The sequence below is a fragment of the Rhizobium sp. P32RR-XVIII genome (assembly GCF_012641395.1).
Classification (GTDB): Bacteria; Pseudomonadota; Alphaproteobacteria; order Rhizobiales; family Rhizobiaceae; genus Rhizobium.
In genome coordinates this window covers 1-21,218 of sequence record NZ_JABAIH010000038.1, presented here as the reverse complement: position 1 = coordinate 21,218, position 21,218 = coordinate 1, and the positions used below count along the sequence as shown (strand labels likewise).

Below are 21,218 nucleotides of genomic sequence, written 5' to 3'. Positions count from 1 at the left end.
CGGTTATTGCGTCTACAGCCGCAGGGCTTAAACCGCAGAAGCAAACACAAGCCCTTAGGAAGAAGCCCGCTCGTCGGGCTCGAAAGCAAGCTCAGCTTGTCTCTCGCAACGACATTCGAACACCTCCTATATTACCGCACAGCAATTTGAACAATGACCAAGAGCTTGACGATGACATTCGTCAACTGCGCTTCCAGCTAACAGAGAAGCTCAAGCTGCAAAATGCGCAGTTGAGACGAATGCTGGCGCGGTTCGATCGTTGATTAGCCACGTGCCGCCGGCGGCGGAATGGGCGATGCGGGCTGCCGCGGAAGATGTCGACTCCTGCTAGAACTGCGCCGACACGGGTGCCCGAGGTTCCATAAACACGATAGCGCCAAAGAGCAGGAGACTTATAACGCACCCATGCCAGTCGGCCCAAGGAAAGGGACAACCCAAATTGCGCCAGGCGCTTCGAGCGCGGGCTTTTGACCGGGAGCCAATCCGCGGAGCATTATGGCCAGCGGCCTTGTTCTGCGCCGCATTCAAAGGCCGGACACATGGCAGCTCCGACCAGCAGCGTGCAAAAAAGTCAAAAACCTCTTGCCAACCCGGAGCCGCCCACACATGGCGCATTCCAGTCGAGTGCGGTCTGGGCTCGCCCCGTGGAGAAGGGGAGCCCTTGTTTCCCATGCTATAGTGTTCCTCAGAGCCTACAGCATGTGGAACTGGCGGCAAAAAACGGTGACCGCGCGGCACCAGCACGAGGCAAAGCCAAAAAAGCGCCCCAGCGCACGGTCGGGGCGAGTGGAGAGTGCGAGGCGCGCCCATCCGCAGATTGAACGTGTGGAGCTAAACGTCTTCTCCTGGAATGAGCCGGCCATCAAGACTTACATGCGCCTGGGTTGCTCGCGCGAAGGAACACGCCGCTCATCGGTGAAAGTTGGGACTGAGCGATGGGATAAAGCCATGATGGGGCAATTGCGGAGCGAATGGGCGGCCAAGTAGCGAATGTAAATCTGTTCGGATAGTTCGGGCAGATCGGCACCTTGGATTGTTCCCCAGCGTTCTCCGACGAAATGACAAAACGGGAGCAGTGTCGACAGGCAGGAGCTTGCGTCTTGCTCATCGTCGGACCCGGCATGAAAAAGGGCCGGAGACAATGTCTCGCGGCCCCAGTTTTTCTGATCGACAGCGGAGGGAGGAGAACCGCATCGAGACAATGAACTTAGCAGATCATGATCAACGAATTGTAAACGCGGGTTTTGGCGACACACCTCGCTCGCCCCGGCTTGCCTCATGCGAGCCCGAGAGCCTTCCGCCCTCCCGATCCGGGCGCCCGAAGAGGAAACCCTGCAACTGATCCGGAGCCTTAACGGCCATCCGCGCGCGCTGTTTTTCAGTCTCAATACCTTCGATAACGACGGCCAGTTCAAGGCTTTTCCCAAGTGCCATTGCGCAGTCGATGATAACCTCGGCAACCGGATCCTCTTCAAGAGCGGCTACATAGCTACGGTCTATCTTCACTTTGTGGAAGGGATAGCGTCTTAGGTTGGTCATCGACGAGTAGCCGACATCTTTCTGCGAGACGCTGCATTGCGCATCCTCCGCGCTGATTATTGCGGACACACTTTAGGCATCCGGTGGAGGCCGCAGGTCAGGCCGCGTGAGCGTTCTCGGGCTTCCAGCAATTGCTTCAGCCTGCTGAACCGGTGGGTGGCAACGGTGACGAGGACTCCGGCAAGACAAGCTTGCGATCGATATTGTTGAGCTTGGCTCATGATCAGCGCGCCGGCGGCGTCATCATTGCTTCGATGACGACGATACCGTCAAAGGTTCATTCGCCAAGACGCCGGGTGCTCGTATAAGCGAATGTCCAATTTCGCTCCCGCCGCTGTCGCGGCGAGGAGGATCGGTCTTGCGACCGCGATGGAAGCTCCGCATGCGCTGCGTGGCGGATCGGCAAGGAGATCGATGTCCTTTTCGACGCCAGAATCGATGGCAGTTGTTCGAATGGGACCGCCGGCGAATTCCACAATCAAACCGAGGAGGAGTTCGACAGCATACAAGCGTTGCTGGCCGAGCGCTGCAGCGCATCCTCGACGCCGTTTGTGATTGGCGCATGCCAGCCGGGCCCGCTGATCATGCTCAACCGCGTCGGCTTGCCACACATCTCGGTGAGTCACGATTGATGGGGACCTTGAGGAGGTGGATTGGTCCGCGGATACCAACTGAGCGAGAGCGATCATACCGACAATCGATAAAGCTGAGATCGCTTCGATTTCCCAGCACCGGAGCCGCCGGCCCGCCTCTTCGTCGCCCTATCCGGCTCGCGAGCGACGCACCTTGCAGAGCCTAGACTACCCGTGCGCCTGATAGGATGGCATCGGCCCCTTCTGATCGACATTTTCTGCCCGAGTGGAAGCACATGTCCAACCGGAACCGTTTGGCCTGCCCTACTGATCTCCTGCGCCCAGTGTCGACTCACGGTGGCGAGAACGCCGCCTACGCGTCAAATCCGCGGGACATTGTCGGGTTTTCCTTCGGAGGCCTAGTGGGAGCGAAGCTCTAAATGCTGGTCTTCCCCAACCTTCGGCGATTCTCCACGGGGTGCCGGGCCAAACATCTGCAGGGGGATGTCGACGAGCTTTCCCCGGCGATGTCACGAGCAAGGTGCAACGCTAACTCCCCGGGTTATCCTACCCGCCTCAGTCCGATCAAAAAGCCACCTTCTAAGATCGATACTACGCACGAAAAGCACGTAACCAAAGAAGTCAAAGATTAATCTTCCGATTCAGCGTCCGCGGTTAAGTACATGAACAGGAATATTGTAATATGTTAGCGAATAAATCTCTGGCTATTAAAACATGAAGCATACATAATACGTCGGGGCTATTTTCGCTCCCTTGAAACGAGGCTATACTTGGTGCATGAACCGAGCGGGTGGCAGCGGCTTCGTTGACGCCTCCGAGTGTTATGGCGCGGAGGCGTCCTTTCCAATCCATCGTAGCGTCGCGCGGAGACAAATCCATGCGGATCCGTACTGTTTTTGCCACGATGATAGCCATATTCCTGTTAAACGGATATGCCGCAGGCGAGGAGCCAGCGGACTTTCTGGAATTGCAGGGCGAAAAGGTTCCGCTCTCGATTAATTCCAGCCGGATGGGCGTTCTCGCCCGCGAAGAGGCTACATTCGAGAAGGTCAGGGAGTTCGCGGACAGCCGTGGGTACAAAATCGCGGACCAATTGCCGGGAGGACTGTACATCCTCGATATCGGCCGCAGGCAGGAGCGGGCTGAACTGGTTCAGCTTCCACGCACCCTGAAGCGGGAGGGCGGCGAGCTGATAGCGCAAGCCGGGATTGTCGGGACAGTATCTGGCATCGACAACCCGCTCATTATCACCGACGACCTCATCGTTCAATTCAGGCCGGAGCTGTCGGGCGAGCGGATACGGGATCTGTTCGCCGAAAATTCGGTGTCGATCGTAGAGGCGAGTATCTATTTCGCGAACCAGTTTGTCTTGCGGGTCGACGACACCTCGAAGGCCGACGCTTTGCAGATTAGCGCCCGGTTTCAATCAATGACCGATCTCGTTGAGTTTGCGCATCCCGACTTCATCACCGTCGTCGAGCCACGCGAATTCGTGCCGAACGACCCGCTGTTCGGGCACCAATGGCATCATCGCAACACCGCGCAGGGCATGGGTGAGGAGGATGCAGACATCGACACGTCGCTGGCGTGGGATATGGAGCAAGGTGCGGCCGCTACAACGATTGCGATTATCGACTTCGGCTTCGAGATGACGCATCCCGACTTGCAGCCCAATGTGGTAAGCGGCTGGGATTTCGTCCAGAATGACAACGATCCCTCGGGGCCCGATATAGCCAGCGGCAGCAGGCATGGCACGGCCGTAGCCGGCGTCGCTGCAGCAAGAGGCAACAATTCGACCGGTGTCACGGGCAGCTGCCCTCAATGCAGCCTGATGCTGCTCCGCATCGGCGCGTCATCCGCGGCTTCGACAGTCGCCGCGGCAATCGGCTATGCTGAGAACCACGGTGCCGCAGTCATATCGAACAGTTGGAGCTATCCTGCGGCTCCGGCGCTCGAAAATGCTCTGAACAGTGCGGCAACGTCGGGCCGCGGGGGACTGGGCAGCGTCGTGTTGCTAGCCACGCGCAACTCGCACGTCGACGATTGCGGCTCCTCCCGCCTTCCGTCGCTGGACAGCGTGATCGCGGTAGGGCGTTCGACCAACCGCGATTTGGTCGACGATCTTGCCCCCTTCGGAGCATGCCTGGATCTCTTGGCCCCGACAGCCTGGCTGTCAACCATCTCTTCGGGCAGAGGAACGTTGTGGATCACCTCAACCGACATGTTGGGAGCTGCAGGATACAACACCAATGACATCCTTGCCCCCTGCCCTGAGCTGGTTCCGCCCCCGGCCGACGCGCTCGACTACACTCGCTGCTTCATCGGCACTTCGTCGTCGACACCTTTGACCGCAGGGGTGGCGGGCCTAGTACTCGCCGCGCGCCCAGGTCTCACTCGGCTGGAGGTTCAGCACCTGCTGCAGGACACGGCGGACAAAATCGAGGATTCAGTCGGCGCGTATTCTCCGGGCAACGGGCGCAGCGCGCCGTCCTCTGGCCCACCTAGCCATGGTTGGGGGCGCCTCAACGCGTTCGAGGCCGTGCGTGTGGTGGCTTCTGCCGCTCAGGGCGGCCGGGCCGGCGTCGACCTCTTTCTGCGCGACAACCGCCTGGACTGGGGCAACACCGAGCAGCCGAGCAATACGCTGTTCGAAGTCCCGCGCGGGACGATCGGCCATTGGGAGAGCATGGACATCAAGGTGGACGCGCCACCCTATCAAACGGCGCCGACCGCCGCGACGTTCGAAAACTTTACCGATGAGACGCCCAGCGCAGTGAGCGGCGACGTCAACCGGGTCTACGTTCGCATTCGTAACCGTGGCCCAGAAGAGGCGGCAACGGCAACAGTCAAGCTGCACTGGGCTCAGTTCGGCACGGCGCTGCCGCCACTGCCCGTTGACTTTTGGACGCAGTTTCCGGCCGACTCCATCGATACGTCACAATGGCATCCGCTCAACTGTGCCGGCTCAAGCGCTACGACGTGCCCACTCGCAAATCTCGCCTATTCGGGCGCCTCGGTCGCGATGACGAGCGGCGATGCCGCCCGCATCGTTCAGTTCGACTTTCCGGCGCCCGCAGTTGATTCGGCTTTATCGAACCACTTCTGTCTGCTCGCGATGGTGGATTCCTCCCAGGATCAGATCTCGCAGGCTTCCAAGGCGAGCTTCTTCGTCGACGGGATCACGCCTAACGACAATAACGTTACTCACCGCAATTATGTAAATCTGCCAATGGTGCACTCTTTCGTCGAACGGCTCCTTGTCCGCAATCCTTTCGATAGGCGGATACGAACTGACCTTCGCGTGACGGCGCCGGCCGATTGGGACGTTTCAATCGATTCTCTCGGGGTCGGAAAGCCATTCGAGCTCAAACCTTTAGAGCAGGTTCCTGTCAGCCTGAGGATCAGCAACGCATCCGGTAGAGGCGTCGTGACTCTGTCGCAGGAAGAGCTGGAAGGCGAGAAGACAACGCTCATCGGCGGCTTGAGCCTGCGCTTTCGGCCCGACTGAATATCGACATGCGTTTTCTGCAACTGTTGAGCAAGGGGGATATTATGAAAGACCGTAAGGAATTTTTCTTTGTTGACCGGTCGTTTCCGGCGGCACTGGCCGTTGCCGCTGGAATCCTGCTGGCTCCCTGCCCGTCGGCATTTGCCGCTGAATGCACAAAGAAGCAGCCGGAGCCTGCAATCGACGCCGCTATTGAAACTCAGTGGGGTGGCGTCACTGTGCCGCCTGATGACCGGCAAAAGATCAACGATCTGTTTAGCCGCTACGCCTGGGCTCTCGATCAGCGTGATGCCGACCGGTTCGCAGCTCTGTTTACTGTAACCGGAAGCTACGAGGTTTGCACCGGCGAGGGAAACATTCGAATCTACGTCGCAGCATCGAATGAAGAAATAAAAATGAAGATTAAGCAAGAATTCGACCAGACAGAAGATGTCTTCCAACCCCGACACGTTCTTGCCAATACGCTTCTGCGTGGCCTCGACAAAAGTCAAGCCTTTCTCGAATCGAAGACGACGATGATGGTCACGATTCAACGAAGCGACGGCGATCGAGTATTGCCTGAGCCCGACTATACGGCCGATGTAAGAGGCACCCTCGAAAGGGATGGCGCCGGGACCTGGAGGTTTAGCAAGCTAATTGTCTACGCCGACACACCGGAATTCGAGCCCATGGGACGGTGAGTTGCGGCACTTGCTCAGAACGCTTGCCGCCGGCTCGGCGGTCATCGCGGCGCTCGCCTTTGCGGGTCTGGCAGGCAATTCCGGTGGATCCGAGCGCCCCGGCGCGATCTCGGACGAGACCTTCGCCGATGCCTTGCAGCGCTGGAACGGCGAAATATTCTGGGAGCCGGCTTCCCAAAGCACCGACGCCGTTACGCGGTTTGGCGATGAGGCTCGCGCTGTCTTCGGGCCGATTCCCGAAGCAGACTGTGGGAGCCCGGATGCGAGAATCTTTCCGCTCGAAGTTGACGGCAATATTGTCGATCTGGTTCCCAATCCGGAAAAACCCGGCCGCCCCATCGAGTTTCAGCATCGGGACGTCTCCGGCAACGTGGTCAAATGGACTACGAGCATCCCAAAATGCGACAAGCCTTCGCTGGCCGGCACGGTCGCCTATTGCGGGCTGAACTCGCGCTTGCATCGTGTTGTTCGCGGCAATGTGGAATGGCTGTTCTTCTGCCGCAAGTCGAACAGCAGCCAGGAGGTCGCAAGCGATCCCTATTGGCGAAGTTCCGATCCGCGCTTTGCGCTCCTCGGCACGATCGGCTTTAACAAGAGCTCCGGCGAGATCGTATTCTTTGACGGGCGTAAGGATCGTGAAGGGTTCGACTGGTTGAGGCCCTTTGCTCCGCCGGGCGGCCACTCCTATACGGATGCCACCGGGCGGGCGGCGGCGGCGGCGGTATATGACCCGACATTCCAGATCCGGTGCCATTCGTGCCACGACAACAAAAGTCCCTACGTCATCGATCCGCACGTGGGACAGTCAAGGGTAGGGTATTTGCTCGGAGGCAGCGATGCTCGTGCCACTGCATTTGGTCTCGGTGACTATTTGCCCGAAAGATCCCGTCTCGAAGGCGCTCCCTTCCGCATCATCGGCTCCGGATACACCAGCAAATACGAGGGGGACATCGAAGGTGCCAGAACGGTGCGGGATCCGACTGGGAATTGCACGAACTGCCACACGTTGACGACACAGCTGACAGGCAGGCGCCTGGCTGCCGATGCCGTTGGGCTGCAACCATTCATAGCCGATCCCGGGTGGGGACAGACACTCGTTCTCCGGGACGAGAAAAAGACACTCCAGCGGATCGATCGACACAGGACTGACTGGGCACGCCGCAAAGGTGACGGCAAGATTCACCCTTGGATGGTTCCTGGGGATGGCAACGTACTCTCCACCATGGCTCCCGAGATAGATGGCTCGGACTGGAAGAAGTTAAGCACCTGCCTTTGGGATGCCGGCGGCGCGGAGTGCGGCTATCGCCCCCTCTACACGCCCTGTCCCCCTCCGGAGAAAGACGGCACCGGGGTCGCCGGCGCAGGCATCGAAGTCTTGCCAGCACCGCCTGACGTGATCGGTGCCAATCGCACGCTTCGTGTCAGTTGGAAGTATATCAACGACTACGGCGGGGTCCCCGAGCGCGATGACGTGCGATTCGATGTGGCGGTACGCCAAGAGACGATCGCGACATCCGCCGGCGTTCCCGGAGCCGGCTACCCGAGCATGGACGACGCTATGGGCGCGGGTTTTACCGCTACCAGGCATGGGCCCGCCATGTCCCCTACGACGAAGCTAATCCAAAATGTTTCCTATGCGGGCCACACGCGGTGGACCGAGCCTGCTCCATCCAGATCACCTCGGTTGTTTGAACTGTATTTGCCGGCAATGTGCGGTCAGCGTTATCTCCTGCGAATTGTTCCCAAGCGGTTCTGCTTTGATCAGAGCAATATCGTTTATGGGTCGACAGACCATCTGCTTTATGCCGACGTGACTTGCGGGTGAGCGCAACGTTGACATTCGTCCGCTCCTATTGGGTTGACAGCCGCTTGGGCCAGTCACATCGTTGCTGAGCTTACTGTGCGACACTGGCCGCTCGATGAGAGCTACAGGCTGCCGATTGGGAGCTAACGATGGACGACGTTGCGAAATGGCTCGGCGGCTTGGGGCTTCAGCAGTTTGTACGTACCTTCGCTCTCTTTCAGATAGACTTCGAATCTCTGCGCCTTCTCTCGGATAAGGACTTGCAGGAAATGCAAATCCCGCTCGGTCCGCGCAGGAAAATACTGGCCTCCATCAAATTGCTGAACGAAGCAGGTCCGGCTCAGGATCGTCCCGAGCGGCGGCAGATAACCGTTCTGTTTTGTGACCTCGTAAACTCCACGGAGTATGCTGTTCGCCTGGAACCGGAAGATTTCAGGCAATTGACCGAGAGCTATCTCCAGCGTTGCACCAACATAGTGAGAATGCGTGATGGAGGGATTGTAAATTACAGTGGCGACGCTCTCCTGGCACTGTTTGGACATCCGGCCACTGAAGAGGATGACGCCGACCGTGCAATACAGGCGGCGTTGGACATCGTACAAATCGCCCCAAGCATCGATGTCCCTGGTGGTCCGCCTGTCCAAGTGCGTATCGGAATTGCAAGCGGCCTTGCAGTCGTGGGAAAGCTTCTCGACGCGCGGGTTGGCGTACCGCCTGTCCCTTTTGGCCCCCTTCCGAGTCTGGCTCAAAGGCTGCAAGCCCTCGCGCTCCCTCAAACCATCCTGACGGATCAGCACACTTACAATGCGACAGCCGGCGCGTTCGAATTCACCGATATGGGGCTGCATTCGCTGAAGGGATTGCCCGAACTCCGAGTCTGGCGTGTTGAACGGCCTCGAGTCCTCGAAAGCCGGTTTGCCAAGAAGGCCAGATTGTTCAAGTTTGTCGGCCGTAGCACGCAGCTGCGCAGCCTCGTCAGACATTGGGACAAGGTGATCGCGGAACGTCGCGGCCGGGTCGTTATTCTATCCGGAGAACCAGGCATCGGAAAATCTCGCCTCGCTTTCGAGCTCCAGCAGCGGATCCCGCAATGCACGCATTTGGCGCTTCAGTGTTCGGCGACTTTTTCCAACAGTGCCTTCTACCCGTTTCTCAATCTTCTGAAACGCCACGCGGGCATCCATGACGGGGACCCGCTAGACATCACGCGGCGCCGTCTCGAGGCTGTTCTGGCAACGAGCGGGATTCCAAAAGATGTATCGCTGCCGATATTCGCGAGGCTGTTGTCGATTCCGCAGTTGTTCGTTCCCCAGCCAGGTTCTCCGCCTGTGGAGTTGAGCTCCCGACGCCAACAGACCATTTCGCGCCGGGTTCTGGTGGACTGGATGCACCATCTCGCTCAACTCAATCCTGTTCTCGCCACGTTCGAGGATGAGCAGTGGATCGATCCGTCATCCCGCGACGTCCTGGACGCGCTTGTCAACGAAGCATCCTCGCATCCGATGTTGATATTGGTCACCAGTCGCAGAAAGACCGCGGGGACGGACGTAAAAGTCAGGCACGTATTCGAAATGGAGCTGACACGACTGAGCCGCGGCGAATCCCAGACGCTGGTTCATGACGTTGCAGCGGGCGCAAACCTTTCGGAGGAGGCCCGCGCACGCGTCCTGAACACGGCTGAAGGCGTACCGCTTTATGTCGAGGAACTTACGCGCGCTGCAATGGAGACCGGTCTGCCTCTCGATCATCGGGAGCAGGAGGCCCCCAAAACTGACGTTCGCGTTCCCAGGGTCTTGCAACTGTCCATGCTGTCGCGCCTGGACAAGCTGGGACCGGGCAAGGTGATTTCGCAGATTGCCGCGGTCATTGGCCGCGAGTTCGATCTCAAGCTGTTGGCCCATCTCTGCGGCCTTTCGACGAGGGCTCTCGGCTTGGCGATTGTGGGACTGACCGAGGCAGGGCTCGTTGCACCGCAGCTCTCCGCAAAAAGCTCTTCGTATGCATTCACGCACGCCCTGCTGCAGGAGGCGGCTCGCAGCACGCTGGTGCGTGAGCGCCGGCAGGAACTGCATGGAAAGGTGGCGCAAGCCATCGAGAGTCTGGACCCGAAGAATGCGGCAGAACATCCTGAGCTGCTTGCCCAGCATTTTGCCGAGGCCGGCATGTTTGGGCGGGCGGCCGACTGCTGGCTCGCTGCCGGACGTAACGTTGCAAAGACTTGGGCCAAGGTCGAGGCAGCCAACATGTTCGCGATGGGCCTGGCTTGTCTCGAACGGTTGCCGGTTTCCCGGGCGCGTAGCGAAAAGGCCCTGCGCTTCGAACTTAAGCGGGGGGATGTCCTGTACGCGACCTTCGGATATGTGACGCGCGAGGGTAGTACAGCGTATCGCAACGCCATGCGTCTCAGCCAGGAGCTTGGCGACTCGGAGGCACTGATCAGCGCTTTGGACGGCGTATTCGGCACTGCCTTCAACTCGGCTCGTTTCAACGATGCCGAATGGGCTAGCGACCAGCTGATCGAGATTGGCAAAAAAAGCGACAACATCAGAGCGCGCGTTCTCGGCCTGCAGTTCAAAGGCATGAGCGTCTTTTGCGGCGGCAACTTCAGGGGCGCCCGCCGCTATCTTGAACGGTCGCTCGGCCATGAGGCACAGGCCGAGTTGGTCGGCAGCGATTTCCCGAGCATGGCTTATCTCTATCTATCTTGGACGATGCACATTCTTGGTCACCCACGGCAGGCCTTCGAGCACTACAGTAAGGCGGAAGCCGTAACGCGCAAGCAAGCCGCGGCCCGGGTTGAGCGATGGGAATACAGGCTGTCTGCGTGCCTCGGTAACGGCTGTATATTGTTTGCCCTGCAGAACAACACTGCCAAACTGAAGCACGCGACTGAGGAGCTCGTTCCGCTGGCGCATGAGCATGGCCTCAAGCTTTGGGAAAATATGGGAAATTTCTTCAAAGGTTGGGCGATGGGCACTGACAATCATGATCCCGCTGGATTGCAGAGCATGCAGACCGTATGCGACGGGCTTGGAGAGCAGAAGATCGATAAGTCTTGCTACTTGGGGCTGCTTGCGAGTGCCTATATTCAATCAGGCGATCTCGGAAAGGCCGTCACGGCGATTGAACAAGGGCTGGAACACGCCAGAAGCACGGGTGAGTATTATTTTGCCGCAGAACTCACGCGGCTTCGTGGCGAAGTCCAGCTGCAGCGCGCGAGCGACCCAGTAGATGCAGAGGCTTCTTTCCGGGAAGCAATGGATCTTGCGCGAGAGCAAGGTGCGAAAGCCTGGGAAATTAAGGCAACCCAGAGTTTTGCCTCACTTTTGACTTCGCTTGGGCGCCAGCGAGAAATCGACAATCAGTTCGAACCGGTCATCACAAAGCTCAAGCGCAGCCCAAGGGGATGATATCCCGCCGCGTTGCCGGCTTCCATAGCTGTTGCCCGTATGAACACTCGCGAAAGCCTAATCTTTGCGGCCGAGATCGAGGGCGGTGGCATAACCCCAGCCGAGATCCTCCGGAAAAAACTACTCGCTGCCCGTCCTCGTCCGGGCCGAGGTCGTCAACCAGTGGATCCGATAGAGGACGGGTTGTCCAAAGTTCGAGTTGACCGTTTTCGGTATCGAGGAGACACTCGCAACCTACAGCAAGGCGGGAGGAAAACGATGGATGAGCCAGACCGCTGGCGCCAGATGGCAAGCGCTCCGAAAGACGGCAGTCGGATCCTCGTCACGATCCGCCCATCCGAACAGGGGCCAGCAGAAGTTGACCTCGCGTATTGGTCAAATGGCGATCAGTTCGGTGCGGAAGGCTGGCGCGCCTCTGATTCCTCGCCAGGCCGGATCATCGAATATGCCGAGCCGGAAATCAAATGCTGGATGCCGATGCCCTCAGCCAATCTCAATCGCACCTCGATGCCCTCCCCTTGGGAAGGAGACGACGCCCAGGAGCCCGACGGGTCAGGGATTTGAGAACTCGCGCCGCCACTGCGAAGATTCGATACGAGGCGGGTGGCAAAATCCAGTTGAGGACGGTCGGAGTCACCAACTCCGAGGCGCCGAAGACCGGAAGGGCGTTGCGGCCGATATGTCTTCCGCGCATGACGAGCTCTATGTGAACGACCGGGTACCCTATTGCGATGCTCGGAGCATTTGGGACTGCGATACCAGTTCCGACGATGCTGCATTCAGCGCAAACCTTCCGCCTCGCCGATCCACCGCGATGTCCGCTTCTGGGAGGCGGCTAGGATGCAAGTTTTGGCCGGGATTGAGGGCGCAATGCTGACGCGGTCCAATGACCGCAATCGGCCCAAAGCTGCCATTCGGCAGGTCGGCGCGAATGACCGCTTGGCGCCCTCACGTCGGCCATTGAGTTCGTAGCCGCCATTGCTTGAAAGCAGACATCGTCGGCGAACACGCTGTAGGTCGCAGTCGCGCCAACTCTTGACGTTGCGCTGAGCTGAGCGAAGTTCGCGGTTCGATTCCCATACGGATCCTTCAAACCGAACAACACGCCGGCGGATTGCGATCCAGTTTCAGACTCTTGCCTGATAGACTTTTGAAATGGGCGTCATACAATCCAACGACTGCGTTCTGTGAAAGGCAATCGCGCGAAATGGCCGAGGAATGCGCCCAACGCCGCCTTGCCGCCATCATGGCCGCCGATGTGGTCGGCTACAGCCGACTTATTGAACAGCATGAGGCAGGCACACTTGCAGCACTGAGAGACCGGCGACGGACCGTCCTGACGCCACTCGTGACGCGCCATCATGGACGCATCGTCAAGGTGATGGGCGACGGCGTGCTGGTCGAGTTCGGAAGCGCCGTCAACGCGGTCGTGTGCGCGGTCGAGCTGCAAAACGGGATGGCGGAGGCCAACAACGGTCTGCCAGAGGATCGCAAAGTCATTCTCCGGGTCGGCATCAATCTGGGTGATGTCGTCGTCGATGGAGGCGATCTGTATGGCGACGGCGTTAACGTGGCCGCCCGGCTGCAGAGCATTGCCGCGCCGGGAGAAATCTGTGTTGCTGGAAGCGTCTACGATCAGGTCAAGCGCAAGCTCGACTTCGTCTTCGATGAACTTGGTCCGCAAACCATGAAGAACATCACCGAGCCCGTGCTTGTCTATCGAGTCTGGTCGTCATCGTCGACAACGCAGGAGAATTACGGGCCAGTGGAGAAGGTGGCCAGGCCGCTGCCCACCACGCCTTCGATTGCCGTCCTTCCGTTCACCAACATGAGCAACGATCCCGAGCAAGAGTCATTTGTTGACGGCCTGACCGAAGATCTGATCACGGACCTCTCGAGGACCGCCGGATTGTTCGTCATCGCCCGGAACTCGACCTTCACCTACAAAGGCAAGCCTGTGGACGTGCGCCGTGTCGCACGCGATCTTGGTGTGCGCTATCTTCTCGAGGGCAGCGCTCGGCGGGCTGCGGGGCGGGTGCGTATCAATGCCCAGTTGATCGATGCGATTGGAGGGGACCACCTTTGGGCCGAACGGTTCGACCGTGGCTTGGAGGACATCTTCGCCGTGCAGGATGAGGTGACGGGCAAGATAGTCGAAGCGTTGGTCGGCAGGCTGACGGCCACGCCCGTGCGCAACAGACCGACGAACCTGGAAGCTTACGAGCTCTGTGTACGTGCGCGGCCTCTGAGCCAGCGAACGGCACTGGACGCGCGGGAAGCGATTTTCCTGCTGGAGCGCGCGATCGCACTAGATCCCGAATACGCTGAAGCGCATCGCTTGTTGGCGCTTAATCTGTGGTTGTGTTGGGAGTTGTGGGACAAGCCGGTGGACCCCACCCGGGCAAGGGCCATGGCGGAAGCGCAACGGGCCGTAACGCTCGACCCGAACGACGCCGGCAATCGCTGGGTACTGGGAATCATCCTGGGATATGAACGTCGATGGGCGGAATCGGATGCTGAGTTCGACGCCACCTTCAACCTCGATCCGAACTATGCTGACGCATGGGCGATACGCGCAGATCTGACTACGCTGAAGGGCCATCCGGCAGAAGCCATCGAATACGTGCTCAAGGCACTTCGGCTCAATCCGCACCCACCCGGCTGGTATTACTGGGTCTTGGGGCAGGCCCAGCATGCGCTTCGAGATCACGAGTCGGCAGTGCATACGTTACGCAGGCCCGAAACCTACCGCACCACTTCGCGTCGCATTCTTGCGGCGAGCTTGGCGCAATTGGGCCGTCTAGAGGAGGCACGCCAGGAAGCCGAGATGTTCATGATCAGCAATCCAAATTTCACGATCCGGCATTGGTCCGCCTCACAGCCTTTCCGCGACGAAGACTTGCGGCGGTACTTCGAGGAGGGCTATCGCATGGCAGGGCTGCCAGAATAGGGTAAGTCTCCGGCCAGTGGACTGGCTCCTCTTCAAGCAGCCGCCTCGTTCAGGCGGTTCAAATTTGAGACTGCAGCCTGCGCTACCGGACCATCGATTCCGTGCAACTGAATGACGGCAACGGGTCAGGTCATGTCGACGCACGCAGAGGGCTTTAGGGTCTGCTTCCAACAATCCGAGCCCCGGAAGCCGACCGACCGCTTTCGGCCCCGAAGCGGTCACTCATCGACTCGATGCGAACGTCTTCTATTGGCGCTTTGCAGCCAAGTGCGGTCTGGGCTCGCCCGTGAAGAAGGCGGTGTTCCTCAGAGCCTACAGCATGTGGAACTGGCGGCAAAAAAACGGTGACCGCGCGGCAGCAGCACGAGGCAATGCCAAAAAGCGCCCCAGCGCACGGCCGGAGCCTCCGGCCCGACCTCCCAAAAGCCCGATCTCAAGCCATCTTTGAAACATGCCCGCGCTTCGCGCCGGACGCCTAAATCCGCAGCTCAAGGCTCACACAAGTGGTTAGGCAGCGAGTCTGCGAGAAACGCCGACCGCCCTTCAAATGCTTGACCCCGGATACCGGATCAGTTGAGGTGAAATACTTCAGCTAGAAACCTCTTGACGGCTGCTTGTGCCGCCTCAGCCGCGACTTTGTCGTAACCCACGGTCGAACCGAGTGCCACACAAGCATCATCGTAGCTGAAGGGCTTGCCAGTCTCGACGTTCAGTATCTTGCCGTCTTCTTCGCGGCGCTGACAGTTGCGCGAAGTTTGTGCGTTTTCAACCAAACCCGGTCGTGCATCACGATTATCAAATCCGTGGTGCGCTCCGGGATATTCGGTCATCACAGCGTCTTTTCCCGTGGCGGCGAGGCGCGCAATGTAGTCGCGGCAAGTCGTAGCCAGGGTCGTGTCGTCCGCCGCGCCATGGAATTCGCGGATCGGTGCGTCAGCGACGTCGAGTTCGCCGATGAACTGAATGTTGCAGGCAGGATAGAACGACACATGCGCGGCGATAGGCGCCTTTGTCGACCCATAAAGCGTTTGAAAGCGCCGCATGCTTGTGTAGAGCGCAGCGGAGGCACCACGCGAGAAGCCCATCACGGCGATGCGGGACGGATCAATACGCGGGTGACCGGCGAGCACGTCGACGGCGCGATAGGTGTCGTAGAACTGTGCGAGGAAGCTCAGCCGCGACTGATCTGTTTCAACCTCCTCTATGCCTCGGCCGCCGAAGCTGTCGAGGCGGAATGTCGCAATTCCCATTCCGTTGAGAAGCGCGCTCCATCGGGAACTCGTGACACTTGTCGCTTCACCGGAGCCGTGGAGTAGAATGACAGCCGGAAGATGCTCGTTCCAACCGGGAAACCGAAGCACGCCCGTGAGCGTAACAGCAACGCCGTTCGCAGTGTCGCCCCGCAGGAACTGCTCGTCCGTCAAGGTGAGCGACGGTACGTTCAACGTCTCATCGGGAGGAAATTTTGGCCGGGTTTGTCCCCCGGCCGCCGCCGACAGGGAGAGGCCCACGACAACAAGATGGGCGGCGAAGGTATGAAATCGTCCCATGTAAGCACCCCGCTCACGATGGTTAACTTAACACGTTACGCCGCCAAACCATACCGTTCTCCCTCGTACCATGTTAGAAAAGCGGGCGTCGCCATGGGCCAATGACAGCGGTTCAAAGTGAGCTTTGATGTCACCGCGAAGGAACTATGACCTCCTGGCGGTAGATCGCTCCTCGCATATCGACGCAACGAAAGCAGCCTCTACGCGTCCTACTCTCGCCAATCCTTGTCGATCTTCCCTTCCTCTGCTTTGTGGAAATACTGGGAGCAAACCAGCCAGCCTTTCAGTGGTCTCAGCAACACAATGCATGCCAATAGGGTCAGCGGCACCGTCGCCACGAGATTTGCCCAAAGCGGAGTGTCGAATGTGAACTGGAGCCAAAGAGCAAATGCGAGCGCAGGCACGGCGACGATGCTCATCGCAAAAAACGCTGGTCCGTCAGCGGGGTCCGCGAAGGAATAGTCTAGGCCACAAACCTCACAAGCCGGAGCCAGCGACAGCAGGCGATTGAATGGCGCGCTGACAACGCGGGCAGAGCCCTTTGATCCCCGTGAGCGGGGAACGCGGTCTCGTTGTACTGGCTAGTCATCTTCGGACCTTTATCCATGCAGCGACGTTTCTCAAACCGCTTCCGATTTAGGCGGCAATGCCGAAGCGAACTCGTCACGAGACGTCGGGTTCCCGTCGATCATCTCGTAAACGGCCTTCGATCTGCCGAGCATTGCCATCAGCGAGGGCGGACCGAAAAAGGGTTCGCCGCCTATGTTGCCAGCCGTCCATATGCAGTTCCTCGATCAAACCCACGTTACCGACCTAAAAGCCTCGAAGCCTTCGAACTTTACCATCACGTCTGTGATAGCCTTGGCCGGAGCATGTTTCTGGGTGCTGGTGAAGACACCGTCTACGAGTTCGATGTTCACGAAAGGCATGAGTATCTCCTCTAGGGTTGAAGCCGTTGACAAAAATCAGACCTTCGCGGCCCGTCAATGAACCTCGATGACGAGCTTACCGTTGGCTTTTCGGGTCTCCAGCAGTTCATGAGCGCTGGCGGCAGTGTCTAAGGTAAATCTTCTTGGATCGAGCCTCGGCGACACCTTCCCCGCTTCCACCAGCTTCGTCGCCTCGCGCATGATCTCGCCGTGATGCTCGCGTCCCTCGCCTGTCAGAAGGGGGATCAATGTGAATACGCCGGAGTAGGTTGCGGACTTGAATGACAGCGGAGCCAGGGCGTGGGTTCCCCAGCCAAGACAGCTCACGACGTGACCGAACCGGCCAACGGCTTTGAAAGCGGTGTCCAGTCCCGGTCCGCCGACTGTGTCGTAGACCACATCGAAACCTTTTCCGCCGGAATGCTTCGCTACATAGCTTTCGACGTCATCTACCGCATAGTCAATCGGAGTCGCGCCGAGACCGCGGAGGTATTCAGCCTTGGGCGCTGAATCGACCGCGAACACCTTCGCCCCGAGAGCCACGCCGATCTGAACGGCGATGTGTCCAACGCCGCCACCAGCACCGAGCACGAGGAGGCTTTGACCTGCCTGGAGGTTGACACGGTCAACGAGACCTTCCCATGCGGTTATGAAAATCAAGGGAAGCGCGGCCGCGTCGCGCATCGTCAGATTTGACGGCTTTACCGCCAGCAGGCGTTCGTCGACCGAAGCGTATTCGGCGAGAGACCCCTGGTTACCGCCGACGCCGCCGGTCATTCCGTAAACTTCGTCACCCGGCGAGAAGCGTGTGACGCCCTCTCCCACTTCAGCCACGACACCCGCCAAGTCGATCCCCAGTATGGCGGGAAAGCCCTGCTTCGCATGAGCCGCAGCTCCGGCCCGGATTTTCGTGTCGAGGGGATTGACGCCGCTTGCCTTCACACGGACAAGAACCTGGCCGCCTCCCGGTTTCGGGTGCGGGATGTCGGTTATCCTGAAGGGCCCGTTGGCGGCCTCTACGACCGCGGCTTTCATCGTCGGCATAATTCTGTCTCCTGAGAGGATTGTGTTCCGGGACAGTGCGCCAAGTTCAGGAGACTGGAAATCATATATATATTTAGAGGGAGGAGACCCTGCTTACGCGCAAGGTTGCAATCTGCGCCTGCGCCTCGCGCACTAATGGAACATATTATTTCCGCCGCGCTGGAAAAGAGTACCCTCTTCGGACGGCATCATCGCTCAAGCTGAGCGGCTGCGGTAATGGGGGCGGAAAGTGAACAGACTGCTCGACAAGGTCATCGCCGCGCATGGAGGCATGACGAACTGGAACAGGTGTCGAGCTGCGAATGCCACGGCGAGTATAAGAGGTCCGTTCTGCCAGGACGGTCCGCTCGGGACATCCCAGCGAGTAACGGTCATCATTCACCGGAACAGGGTCACCGTCGAACCGCTTGGGTGCATTGACTGCCTAAGCGACCTCGACCGCAACCGACTGTCCGTTGTTCGAAAGGACGGCACGGCGGTTACAAGCCTCGAAGATGTCCGCCTCGTGCACCTGCAGTTCAAGCCACCCCTTGCCTCCCTGACGGGCGTCCTGATGACGTGCTCCACCGTGCGATCGCTGCTTACCTCGCCCTTCATGCTGGCGACTGGAGGGGTGGAAATAAGCGAACTCGTCCCATGGAACGAAGCAGGTCGTCAATGGCGCGTCCTGAGGGCGGAATTCCCTCCCGAACTTTCCACGCCTGCTCGTGTGCAGGATTACTTCTTCGACTCCGATTTCCTCCTGCGGCGGCACGACTATCACGTCGATGGAGGCTCGGGCATTACGGTATCCGAGCTTGTCACGGAATACGTCGATGTGCACGGCTTGAGGATGCCGACGACACTTACCGGATATCCGCGACGTCCCGACCTAACGCCCGACACGGCGCGCGAACTGATATCGATCGAGATCAGCAATCTCGTTTTTTCGTAGCTCGGCGTTTCCCGACCGGACGCGCTTGTGTATGAGGCCGATGACCGCAGCTGAGCCTGCCTGGCGAAGAAGGAAGTACCGATGAAAGACCTCACCCGCTGTGTCGTGACACCTGAAGTCAACGCGGAAGGCTTCAAGGCGCTGGCCGTCGGCGTCCATCGGGCGTCGACAATCGTATTCGACAACGCCGAGGACTATGCGAACCGCGGAAATCGCGGTCCGGAGGGATACAGTTACGGCCTCTACGGCACACCGACCACGCGAACCCTCGAGACCAAGCTGACGGCGCTGGAACAAGGTGCGAGAACCTTTCTCGTGCCCTCGGGGCAAGCCGCCAATACGATCGCGGTCCTGCCGTTTCTCAAGGCTGGGGATGGCATCTTGATAACCGACTCCGCCTATCCGCCGATGCGCGACTTCGCCAATACGGACCTCGCACGTTTCGGCGTGGAAGTGAGCTACTACGATCCTGTCGATCTCGCCGACCTCGGCACCAGGATCAATGATCGAACGAAAATCGTCTGGTGCGAGTCTCCAGGTTCCACGACAATGGAAGTGCAGGACCTGCCGAAGATCGCCGACATAGCGCATCGCCACGGCGCACTGGTCGGTTGCGACAATACGTGGGCGACGCCGCTGAACTACAAGCCTCTCACCCTCGGAGCCGACATCGTCACCGAAGGCCTGACCAAATACATCTCAGGCCACTCGGACCTGTTGTTGGGATCGCTGACCGTTCGCGACGAGCAGCTCGTCGCTCCGATCCGGTCCACGCTCGGACGATTGGGTATCTCTGTTTCGCCGGACGACGCCTCGATGGTGTTGAGAGGCATGGAGACCCTGGGCGTCCGGATGCGGCACGCTTGCGAAGTGGCGATGTCTCTGATCGGAAGACTTCAAGAGTCGGAAATCGTTCACCGCGTGTTACATCCAGCTTTGCCATCCGATCCCGGAAATCCGATCTGGAGGCGCGACTTCCTTGGTGCGTCTGCGGTTTTCGGTGTGGTTTTCGCACCTGGAGTAGCGGGCCATGTTCCGCCATCGCTGGACGTCCTGAAGACTTTTGCAATCGGAGCGTCATGGGGCGGCACCAGGAGCCTCGTCGCGCCGATGCCGGTCAAAGCGCACCGATCTGCGACCAGCTGGCCGGGAGACGATCTGATCTTGCGGATGAGTGTCGGTTTGGAAGACCAGGGCGACCTTCTGGAAGACGTCGACGCGCTCCTAGCGGAAATTACGTCCCGCGCACGTGGCAAGGCCGCAAACTCATAAACGGGGTTTTATAAGCGAGCGGATGATGATTCAATGAGGCCTTGATTTGGAGGCCTTGCGTGACCCGGCGTCGTTTCGACCTGACAGATTTCGAATGGGCGATTATTCAGCCGTTATTGCCGAACAAGAGTCGCGGCGTACCTCGGGTCCATGACCGGCGGGTGATCAACGGCATTTTGTGGCGGTTCCGCACAGGCTCGCCTTGGGCGGACGTACCGGAGCGATATGGGCCTTACACCACGTGCTACAACCGCTTCGTGCGATGGAGAAAAGCGGGTGTTTGGGATCATGTCTTGCGCGAGATCGCAAAGGCCTTCGACGGCGACATTGTCATGATCGACAGTTCCTGTGTCCGCGTTCATCAGCATGCGGCCACGGGAAAAAGGGGGATCGAGACGATGGCTGCATGGGACGTTCCCGCGGCGGCCTGACGACGAAAATCCACGCGGTCGTCGACGCCGACGGCAGACCGATCAGCCTTGATCTGACAGCGGGGCAAGCCCACGATATCAGGATGGCAGAACCGATGCTGCAGGACATGCGCGAAGGCGCGATCCTCCTTGCTGACCGCGCCTACGACACCAATGCCTTGCGAGACTTGGCCAAAGAAAAACGGGCTTGGGCCAACATTCCGGCAAAACGGAACCGCAAGGCCAGCTTTCCTTTCAGCGCATGGGTCTATCGCCAACGCAATCTGATCGAACGCTTCTTCAACAAACTCAAACAGTTCCGCGGCATCGCAACCAGATACGACAAAGACCCGCGCAACTTTCTCGCCGCCATCAAGCTGGCTGCAACGCGCATCTGGATCAGGTCGTTATGAGTCTATGCCCTAGCATTACAGTTGCATTTTAGTTTTGAGATGAGCTCGTCGAGCGGCCGCCTGATGGGCGCGCCTCCAGCATGACCATGCGATGACGTAGGCGGGGTTTATGCGACGCTGAGCGAGTCTGATGGCGATGCGCCGGACTTCCTGGATAGACCAGCGGATCAAATCCTGATGGT

At 59.1% G+C, this 21,218-nt stretch carries 12 protein-coding genes and 4 pseudogenes; 11 read left to right on the top strand and 5 right to left on the bottom strand.

Annotated features, from left to right (window positions below):
• Positions 1-263: pseudogene (locus HGP14_RS35335) on the top strand (hypothetical protein); the annotation flags it as partial.
• Between the two features lie 958 nt (positions 264-1,221).
• On the opposite strand, the gene HGP14_RS33950 reads toward HGP14_RS35335, so the two are convergent.
• Positions 1,222-1,608 (bottom strand): EAL domain-containing protein, encoded by a 387-nt coding sequence (locus HGP14_RS33950; RefSeq protein ID WP_168834178.1) that lies wholly within the window; start codon positions 1,606-1,608, stop codon positions 1,222-1,224.
• 326 nt (positions 1,609-1,934) lie between these two features.
• Between HGP14_RS33950 and HGP14_RS36075 the strand changes: the two are divergent.
• From HGP14_RS36075 to HGP14_RS33915, 7 genes and pseudogenes are all read left to right on the top strand, one after another.
• Positions 1,935-2,138 (top strand): annotated as a pseudogene (locus HGP14_RS36075) (dihydrodipicolinate synthase family protein); the annotation flags it as partial.
• An 871-nt stretch (positions 2,139-3,009) separates the two neighbouring features.
• Complete coding sequence (locus HGP14_RS33940; RefSeq protein WP_205927454.1) at positions 3,010-5,640, top strand: S8 family serine peptidase; 2,631 nt, start codon at positions 3,010-3,012, stop codon at positions 5,638-5,640.
• An 8-nt stretch (positions 5,641-5,648) separates the two neighbouring features.
• Positions 5,649-6,320: a nuclear transport factor 2 family protein gene (locus HGP14_RS33935; protein WP_246704748.1), complete on the top strand. Its 672-nt coding sequence runs from the start codon at positions 5,649-5,651 to the stop codon at positions 6,318-6,320.
• 1 nt (position 6,321) lies between these two features.
• Positions 6,322-8,145 carry a hypothetical protein gene (locus tag HGP14_RS33930; RefSeq protein WP_168834177.1) on the top strand — a complete coding sequence of 608 codons (1,824 nt, stop codon included), beginning with the start codon at positions 6,322-6,324 and terminating at the stop codon, positions 8,143-8,145.
• A gap of 128 nt (positions 8,146-8,273) precedes the next feature.
• Positions 8,274-11,534: an AAA family ATPase gene (locus HGP14_RS33925; RefSeq protein ID WP_168834176.1), complete on the top strand. Its 3,261-nt coding sequence runs from the start codon at positions 8,274-8,276 to the stop codon at positions 11,532-11,534.
• 258 nt (positions 11,535-11,792) lie between these two features.
• The gene (locus HGP14_RS33920; protein ID WP_168834175.1) at positions 11,793-12,098 is read left to right on the top strand and encodes a hypothetical protein; all 306 of its coding nucleotides are present in this window, start codon (positions 11,793-11,795) and stop codon (positions 12,096-12,098) included.
• Between the two features lie 643 nt (positions 12,099-12,741).
• Positions 12,742-14,484 (top strand): adenylate/guanylate cyclase domain-containing protein, encoded by a 1,743-nt coding sequence (locus HGP14_RS33915; RefSeq protein ID WP_168834174.1) that lies wholly within the window; start codon positions 12,742-12,744, stop codon positions 14,482-14,484.
• A gap of 569 nt (positions 14,485-15,053) precedes the next feature.
• On the opposite strand, the gene HGP14_RS33910 is transcribed toward HGP14_RS33915, so the two are convergent.
• The 4 genes and pseudogenes from HGP14_RS33910 to HGP14_RS33895 form a co-directional block, all read right to left on the bottom strand.
• Positions 15,054-16,034, bottom strand: coding sequence for a dienelactone hydrolase family protein (locus tag HGP14_RS33910; protein ID WP_168834173.1), 981 nt, complete (start codon positions 16,032-16,034; stop codon positions 15,054-15,056).
• A gap of 209 nt (positions 16,035-16,243) precedes the next feature.
• Positions 16,244-16,623 (bottom strand): annotated as a pseudogene (locus HGP14_RS33905) (DUF983 domain-containing protein).
• A gap of 31 nt (positions 16,624-16,654) precedes the next feature.
• Positions 16,655-16,963, bottom strand: a pseudogene (locus HGP14_RS36595) (tautomerase family protein).
• Between the two features lie 54 nt (positions 16,964-17,017).
• On the bottom strand, positions 17,018-18,007 hold the full coding sequence (locus HGP14_RS33895; protein ID WP_168834172.1) for a zinc-dependent alcohol dehydrogenase family protein: 990 nt from the start codon (positions 18,005-18,007) through the stop codon (positions 17,018-17,020).
• Between the two features lie 229 nt (positions 18,008-18,236).
• On the opposite strand from HGP14_RS33895, the gene HGP14_RS33890 reads away from it, so the two are divergent.
• The 3 genes from HGP14_RS33890 to HGP14_RS33880 all read left to right on the top strand — a co-directional run bounded on the left by HGP14_RS33890 (position 18,237) and on the right by HGP14_RS33880 (position 21,036).
• Complete coding sequence (locus tag HGP14_RS33890) at positions 18,237-18,941, top strand: hypothetical protein (protein WP_168834171.1); 705 nt, start codon at positions 18,237-18,239, stop codon at positions 18,939-18,941.
• Positions 18,942-19,022: 81 nt separating this feature from the next.
• Positions 19,023-20,213 (top strand): PLP-dependent aspartate aminotransferase family protein, encoded by a 1,191-nt coding sequence (locus HGP14_RS33885; RefSeq protein WP_168834170.1) that lies wholly within the window; start codon positions 19,023-19,025, stop codon positions 20,211-20,213.
• 59 nt (positions 20,214-20,272) lie between these two features.
• A protein-coding gene (locus HGP14_RS33880) for an IS5 family transposase (RefSeq protein WP_168834169.1) occupies positions 20,273-21,036 on the top strand; the annotation gives its coding sequence in 2 pieces (ribosomal slippage) (positions 20,273-20,588 and positions 20,588-21,036; 765 coding nt in all).
• Positions 21,037-21,218: the final 182 nt, after the last annotated feature.